At 62.3% G+C, this 7,248-nt stretch carries 7 protein-coding genes; 1 reads left to right on the top strand and 6 read right to left on the bottom strand.

The window, feature by feature from the left end; translation table 11 throughout:
• Positions 1-49 precede the first annotated feature (49 nt).
• Positions 50-397, bottom strand: a complete 348-nt coding sequence (locus tag L1965_RS15190) for a hypothetical protein (protein ID WP_235757286.1) — start codon at positions 395-397, stop codon at positions 50-52.
• Between the two features lie 723 nt (positions 398-1,120).
• Positions 1,121-1,438: a hypothetical protein gene (locus tag L1965_RS15185; protein WP_235757285.1), complete on the bottom strand. Its 318-nt coding sequence runs from the start codon at positions 1,436-1,438 to the stop codon at positions 1,121-1,123.
• Between the two features lie 65 nt (positions 1,439-1,503).
• On the opposite strand from L1965_RS15185, the gene L1965_RS15180 reads away from it, so the two are divergent.
• The gene (locus tag L1965_RS15180; RefSeq protein WP_338421493.1) at positions 1,504-2,043 is read left to right on the top strand and encodes a CpaF/VirB11 family protein; all 540 of its coding nucleotides are present in this window, start codon (positions 1,504-1,506) and stop codon (positions 2,041-2,043) included.
• 178 nt (positions 2,044-2,221) lie between these two features.
• Here L1965_RS15180 and L1965_RS15175 read toward each other — a convergent pair whose 3' ends face one another.
• The 4 genes from L1965_RS15175 to L1965_RS15160 form a co-directional block, all read right to left on the bottom strand.
• Positions 2,222-2,452, bottom strand: a complete 231-nt coding sequence (locus L1965_RS15175; protein ID WP_235757283.1) for a hypothetical protein — start codon at positions 2,450-2,452, stop codon at positions 2,222-2,224.
• Between the two features lie 192 nt (positions 2,453-2,644).
• Positions 2,645-4,648: a type IV secretory system conjugative DNA transfer family protein gene (locus L1965_RS15170; RefSeq protein ID WP_235757282.1), complete on the bottom strand. Its 2,004-nt coding sequence runs from the start codon at positions 4,646-4,648 to the stop codon at positions 2,645-2,647.
• A 12-nt stretch (positions 4,649-4,660) separates the two neighbouring features.
• Positions 4,661-6,415, bottom strand: a complete 1,755-nt coding sequence (locus L1965_RS15165; protein WP_235757281.1) for a relaxase/mobilization nuclease domain-containing protein — start codon at positions 6,413-6,415, stop codon at positions 4,661-4,663.
• A complete protein-coding gene (locus tag L1965_RS15160; protein WP_235757280.1) occupies positions 6,348-7,211 on the bottom strand; it encodes a pyridoxal phosphate-dependent decarboxylase family protein in 864 nt (287 codons plus the stop codon). Before L1965_RS15160 ends, L1965_RS15165 begins: the two co-directional genes overlap by 68 nt.
• Positions 7,212-7,248: the final 37 nt, after the last annotated feature.

Below are 7,248 nucleotides of genomic sequence, written 5' to 3'. Positions count from 1 at the left end.
GAAGTCGCCAAACTCCACCTCGACCATACACCTCGATGGCCACCTGAGATTACACCGAACGAGCCGGTGAAATTACACCACGTGCTCGGACATTACCCGCGATTCCGTCCTCCGGGATATACGTTTCGATCTCTCCATCTAGGGTATACTTCGGCAAGAAGTCCTTCAGCAGAGTTATCTCTGCGAGCCTATTTCGCTCCTTTGCGTCCTGCTGCCTAGATTTCTGCAGTGAGAAGAAGCCGACTATGGAGAAGACGAGAAGAAAAAAGGTCGCGACCGCTCCGATAATCTGGGCAATGTTACGCCAGTGTTCCGTATTTTCGCGGTGGCGAGCCTGGCAGTCCTTTTCTTGTCGTGAAGCTGGGTCTTCCTCGTGTTGTGGCTGCGTCTCGCTCATGAATCACCATCAGACGCCAAGAAATAGCCACCCGCTGCCGCGCCAACAAGACCACTAAAAATTAAGACATGCTTCCATTTTGCAAAAATAATTCCACCCACAGCGTTGCTGACCTCTCACAATGCTGTTTCAGAATAACACAGGTAAGTTGCGACTACATGCCAGAATCTCTGGACAAAAATGGTCGTATCTGACCCCCCCCCACTCATGCTGTGGCCACATCAGGAGGTTAGCATGGACAATACCCAAAGGCAAAACCGACGTTGTTTTGGCACGTTTATGGCTAGTCGTGGGAGCGGCCGTTCGCTGCACTCGGACGAAGTGGTAGAGAGGGCTCGAAGCCAGCTTTCGCTGCTCTTAGCAGGGAGGTCCGCACTGTCAGCTTGGCTGTTGCTGGCAGCCGCCCTTTGCTTCGCTGCGGCCTGGCCCCGGCCGATCCTCGGCCGGGGCCAGGCACGATTGTTGGGCCGGATGGTTCTCGCTGCCGCGCCCATGGCGCGGCTCGGCGCGAAGCGCCGGGCCTGTCCTGTCTCCCGGCGTTCAGCCGGGGGTCCGGACGGGGCAACCCCTGCCACCTCGCAAAAGAAAGGCCCCACGAGGATCGCGGGGCCAGTCAACCTTCGTCGCAGAAGGATTGAGGTCAGCCTGCCCATGATCGCATGGCCGCGCAGGTTCACGCGCCGCAGGGTGAAGGACAGGGCATCGAGGGCGATACGCCCGGCCTCAAGTCTGTGCAGGAAATCCAGCAGATAGACCGGATCGGCGGGATAGGGCGCGGCGTCCCACGCCGCCCGGACCCTGCGCCGCTGCCGGGCTGGCACGCCGCCACTGATCGGCGCGGCGCTGGCGGTTGCGGGCCTCGCTGGCGGCCCAGGCATTCGCGCGATCCTGCATCACATCGTCAGAGCTTTTCTGATGGGCCGCGATCTCGGCGGCGAACAAGGGCAGCGTCTCGCGCTCGGCTTTCTGTCCGCGGGCCAGCGCGGCTCGCTTGCGGGCGGTGTCGGTAAAGGGGTGACGGGCCGATCTGATGAAGCGCATGGGTCAATCGTCCTGTGCGGATCGTGCGGCGACGGCCTCGATCCCGGCCCTGATGCGGCGCAGATCTGGCCGCTCTGGCCCGTGAACGGATGAATCTCGTGATCTCCGGGGCCACCGACAGCGGCAAGACCGCCCTGACCCGGCGCTATATCTCCTTCATCGAGCCGGACGAACGCATCGTCACCATCGAGAAGGGTGTCGAGCTGTTCCCGACGCAGCCCAATAGCCTGATGCTGCAATCCGAACTGGACCCGTCGAGCCCGCGCAACCCGACAAAGCTGCTCCAGGCGTGCCTGCGTCTCAATCCACGCCGGATCATCCTGGGCGAGCTCCTGGGGCCGGAGGCGCAGACCTTCATGGAAGCGATCAACTCCGGCCACGAGGGCTCCATGACCACGATCCATGCCAGCACCGCCCGCATGGCCTTCGAGAAACTGTCCTCGCTGATCCGCCAATCCGGCGCCCGCATCGACCACAGCGAACTGCTGGAAAACTTCCGCCAGTCGATCCACTGCGTGATCCAGGTCATGGAGGATCGCCGGACCGGACAGCGCGGCATCGCGGAAATCTGGTTTCCCGCGTTGGATGCGGACGGGGCGCCGTAGGGCCGACAGGGCGGTCCAGCGATCGAATATGGTTGAGTGCGGCTCTGCGAGACGCAGCGCCTGGCTGATTACTCTGCGGGGTAGTGCTTGTTCAGCTTGCGGCCTTGTGCGCGCAGGAGAAGGAATCCGCCGCCGGCAACAGCGATGGCGATGACAGGCACGATGAACTCGAAGAACGTCATTCCTTCACCTCTTTTCGGATCAGACCTAGAATATAGTGCGAAAATCCATGCAATGCGAGTCCTGTCACTCCCCACCATAGTGTGGACAGGCTTGCGTTGGCGATGTCCTCGACCAAGGGGCGCAAGATAGCGAAGCCGATCAATCCCAAAGCAACCGCGTTGACGAAGCTTGCAAACAGCTTCACGCGCTCATTATTTGCCGCCAGAGGATCGCGTGCTGTCAGCATGCCCATCACCTTTTAAAGTGTTTCAGACCCCATACATTAAACCTCTGCCCTTCGGACAGCGCCTTATGTTGGTTCCATCCCGTCGCCGGCAGCCGCTTAATAGGGACGAAGGCAAGATCTTGGAGGGGCATGCGAGCGCCCCGTCACATGATGCCGAAAAAGCTTAGCTGCGTCTTGGAACACAGCCTCTTGTCAGGTGCCACCAGCCGACTTTTTTGACAGCTTCGCGTTCATCGCGGCCTCTTTTGCCGCCGCCTCGTCCTTGTCGATCCGGATCGCGTCCTCAATCGTCGTCATCTGATCGTCCAGCTCATCGCGTTCCTTGACTTTTGGCACGCTTGCAGGCCGCCGCTTCTCCTGCGCTGCCGCCACCTCGAACTTCTGCGCCTCGGCAAGCGCCTCGCGCATCTGCCGTTTCTCCACGGCACCCCGCACAACCTGCTGTTCGAGCCGGTCGAGATGCTGCAACTCGCGCGACGGATAGGGATAGGGCCCCTTCTGGCTCTCGAAGATGCGCTTGAAGACCGGATCGGCGTAATAGACGATCTTGTCGGCCAGGATCGGCAGGTGCCCTTCCGGCATCAGCAGCATCTTGGTCTTGGGCAGCCTGCGCAGCTGCGCCGGCGACATCAGCGGCAGTTCTTCGGTCGAGACATTGACGCTGCGGTTCGAGAAGTCGTTCAGCGTATAGCTGTAGGACGCCTTGAAGCCCGTCCGGGTGCCGAGCGCCTTGGTGATCTCTTCCGTGGTCGAATGATCGTTGGGAGAGATATAGATCTTCATCTCGCAGCCGGCGATCAGGCTTTCGACCTCGGCATCGCTGTAGCCCACCGATTTCAGGCCGGGGATCGACTGTGTGACCACCGTCGTGCGCGCGCCGTGACCGGCAAGCTGCTTCATCGACTGCTGGACGATCGGCATGTAGCCGAGCTGGTCGAACTCGTCGAGCATGATGAACACCTGCCCCAGCCCGCTGTCGTGGTCCGAGCTGGTCTGCCGGATCGAGGCGATCAGGTCCGTGAACATCAGCCGGATCACCGCGTTGAGCGGCGAGAGATCGTCCGACTGCACCACGATATAGACCGACTGCCGGCGCGAGCGGATATCGCCGAACCGGATATCGTCCCGGCGTGTGACGGCCTGGATCTGCGGGTTGGCCCACTGCTTCAACCCGCTGTCGCTCATGACCTGGCTGTAGGATTGCCGGATCTTCGGATCGAGGTTGCCGAAATTCGAGAACTCGCGGCGCACGATGGCAATGCCCGATGCCCTCGCGATGGCATTATAGCGGTCGCTGTCGCTCACCCCGATCTCGCTGCCGTCGCCGAACATCAGCGCATGGACGCGGGTCAGCGTCGGATCGCCCATCTCGATGGCGCGCAGGCAGGCGGCGATGAACCACTGCTTGGCGCCGCCAAGGAAGTTCGCGGCAGACCCCTCGCCTTTCGTGACCAGGAAGTTGTCCGCAAGCTTGTCCAGCTCTGCATATTGGCGATTGGGATGCGTGATCGCCGCGATGCGGGCCAGTGGATTGTAGTGATGCGAGCCGTGCTCGAAATCATAGGGCGCGAAGCGAAAGACTTCATCGCCCAGTTCCACCCTCATCCGCGACGTGTTGCGGAAGAGCTCGCCCTTCACATCGAGCACCACCAGCGAGCCATCCGCCAGGAGGCAATTGGGCGTGAGATAGGACACCCCCTTGCCCGAGCGCGTCGGACCGATCAGCAGGCATTGCGGAAAGGCGTCGATCGGCGCCGAGATGAACTCCGCATTGAGCGCTTCCTTCGGCGTGGACTCCACCACCTCCAGCGGCCTGCCGCGCAGCTCCTTGGGCGGGCGCGCGACCTTGCCGAAGATCAGTCCGCCCTCTTCCAGCGGCGTGACGAAGCCGTTCTTGCGCATTTCCTTGATCCCCTGGAAATGCGCGGTGCCATAGCGGGTCGTGGTCGTGCTGTAGATCATCACGCCGATGAACACGATGCAGAGCGCAACCACGCCGAGGAAGATCGCCGCCGCGATCTTCTGCGCCTCGGTCTGTAAGCTGAAATCGCGCAGAATGCCCAGGATCGAGACAGGGCTGCCGCTGAAATCGCGACTCGCTCCGTTCAGCACCAGGCTCGATGCGATCACCGCGATCAGCAGGGTCATGACGATGCCGGCGACGATCCGCACCCGGTCTTTCAGGTCAAGGTCCATGAGGCCCTCCCCTCAGAGCGAGAAATCGTCGCCGGTGCTGCCCTGGCCGAGCACCCGCCGCGCCTTGTGCGGCTCGTCGGCCGCCTCGTATCCCTCGGCGATCTGCTCGCGTGACAGCCCAAGCTTCTCGGCATGTTCCGGCCGCTCCGCCATCGCCATCACCGAGGCGGCCAGCTCGCGCTGGTGCAGGCGGTTCGGCGTGATGGCGTCGAGATCGCGGTAATCCCCCTCGGCCATGCGCTCCAGGCCCTTGGCTCCGAACTCGGCACGAAGCGCCGCCGCGTATTCCCGCTCGCTCTCGCGGTTGGCGAACTCCGGCGCCGCGGATGGATACTCGCGCTCGGTCAGGCGCTGCATGAAGGACCGCAGGTAATCGCTGTCGGGCGACATGATATTGGCCCGCATCTCGCCGCGCACGTCCTGAACCCTGTCGAACATCTCGTCGGCCGAGATCTTCGGGCCGCGCTCGGGATCAACGGCAGAGGACAGCACGCCACGCTTCTGGTCGTCGTTCAGAAGATCGTTCTCGAACACCCCCTTGGCGAATTGCCGGTCGATCCCGGCATCACCCGACAGCTCGTCGAACTTTTGCCAGAAATCCGCCACCGCGCCTGGTCGGGCCTCGAAACTGTAATCCACATTCGCAAGCTCGACCGCGCGCAGGGCCGTCTTGAAATATGCAACACCCTCGTCGCTCAGATCGTCGCCGGCATAGACACGGATATCCCGCTCGGTCACGACCCCGGCCGAGAACATCTCGACGGCTGTCGCCAGCGTCTCCCGGCCAATGTCGCGGCCCTCGGGAACATAATCCCCGGCGCGACGGACCAGCAGATCGCCATCGACATGCAGGCTGTTCGCGATCGGGCCGGGATGCTCGATCCCCTCCACCTCGACGACGACACCGTAATCCTGCTTCACATCCTCAAGGAAATCCCCGATGGCCGTGAAGTGCTTGCCCTGCATGTCGGGCGGCAGCTCCAGGACCTTGTCCCGCATCCGCTCCGCCCACCCATGAATTGCCGCCTCGAAAGCCTCCGGCGTCTCGACATTCTCCAGGACCATCTCGAATTCCTTTCTTGAAATCGGGCTCTGGTTGGCGATGCCCTGGATCATCCGATTCGCGACCTCCGCCACACGCGCGTTGCCCACCAGCTTCGCGGCCTTCGCCACCTCTCCCCACTCATCCGCCTCGTCGATCAACATCGCCATCACGCGATCCGTCAGAGCCCGGCTGCCAGGCGCCCTGCCCTGCCGCCACTGCGCCGAGGATGGCGAATACTGAAGATCGCCGCGCTCGTAGCGCGTCGTCGCCTCAAGATGGACGCCGTATTCCTGCGCCACCGACACCATCAGGTTCCGGAACCCCTGATAGGTGAACGGGGAATCCAGCTTGTTCGACAGGTAGAACCAGCTGCCATTCTCGACCCCACGATTATTGACCAGCACATGCACATGCGGGTGCGTCCGATCCGTATGCAGCGCCGCGACATATTCCCACCGATCATCGGCGAACTCCTTCTCGCCGCCGAACGCCCGCTCACACATTTCCTCGGCGATGGCCGCCGCATCGCGCGGCGCGGTATCGGGCGGAAACGAGATCAGCAGATGCGAGCTGTGCCCGTTTTTGGGCGTCCCGCTCCAACCCTGCTCCCATGCGTCCGCCATCGCCTCAAGCGACGCCTCGGGTTGTCGCCGGTCATCGGTCAGAGCCTCGCTGAAACCGAACGTGTATTGCGCCTTGTTGTTGATGTAATCCATCCACATGCAGCCACAGTCCTTCGTCAGCACAGAAGTCGGCGATTGCCGCCAGATCGTCGATGGCGCCGGTATTGACCGTGCCGGCGGTTGCAATCACGCATGCAGGATGCAACCCGGCCGCCCGGTCATTGGCGACGACCCTGTGAAGGGCCGCCAGATCCATCCGGCAGGCTGCGTCGGATGGCACGCGGCACAGCGCGCGGTTACCCATCCCCATCGCCTCTACCGCAATCTGGTGACAGGAATGGATCTGGTCCGAGCCGTAGAATCGCAGGGGCGCATTCAGGGCGCCCAGACCCAATTCACGCAGGTCGATGCCGGACATCTGGTTGCGGGCCACTGTCAGTCCGATCAGGTTGGCCATGGAACCGCCCGAGACCAGCGTGCCGCTGGATGTCGCCGGATAGCCCATCATTTCCTTCAGCCAGTTGACGACCTGCTTGTCGATCTCGGCTGCGGCATGGTCGCCGCCGCCCAGGTTCGAGCCGATAATGGCTGCAAGGAAATCACCCAATGCGCCGGTGAAGTTGCTCGACCCCATGTACCACATCCAGAATCGCGGATGGATGTTGCCCATCGGGTAAGGCAGCAGGTTTGTTACGAGGTCGTCGTAGACTTCGGCCAGCGGCCGACCTTTCTGCGGCGCCGGGCTGCGGAACCTTGTGCGCACCTCGGGCGGCATGTCCTGCCAGAGAGGGCGATCGCGAACGTCGCGGGTATAGTTGATCGCGTCGTCGACGACACGACGGGCAAGGACACGAAGCGTCTCCCAATCCGCAGGGTCGAGGGTCTCTTCGACCATGTTCGTCTCAGCCGCGTTCGTATCCATTGCCCGCTTT

This window comes from Paracoccus salsus (assembly GCF_021556615.1).
Lineage (GTDB): Bacteria > Pseudomonadota > Alphaproteobacteria > Rhodobacterales > Rhodobacteraceae > Paracoccus > Paracoccus salsus.
The sequence above is the reverse complement of the archived record's forward strand: the minus strand, read 5'-3'. Positions and strand labels throughout refer to the sequence as shown.

Coding starts and splice junctions, on each gene's coding strand:
- L1965_RS15175 (WP_235757283.1), bottom strand. CDS start 2,452: ATGCTGACAGCACGCGATCCTCTGGCGGCAAATAATGAGCGCGTGAAG.
- L1965_RS15165 (WP_235757281.1), bottom strand. CDS start 6,415: ATGTGGATGGATTACATCAACAACAAGGCGCAATACACGTTCGGTTTC.
- L1965_RS15160 (WP_235757280.1), bottom strand. CDS start 7,211: ATGGTCGAAGAGACCCTCGACCCTGCGGATTGGGAGACGCTTCGTGTC.
- L1965_RS15185 (WP_235757285.1), bottom strand. CDS start 1,438: ATGCGCTTCATCAGATCGGCCCGTCACCCCTTTACCGACACCGCCCGC.
- L1965_RS15190 (WP_235757286.1), bottom strand. CDS start 397: ATGAGCGAGACGCAGCCACAACACGAGGAAGACCCAGCTTCACGACAA.
- L1965_RS15170 (WP_235757282.1), bottom strand. CDS start 4,648: ATGGACCTTGACCTGAAAGACCGGGTGCGGATCGTCGCCGGCATCGTC.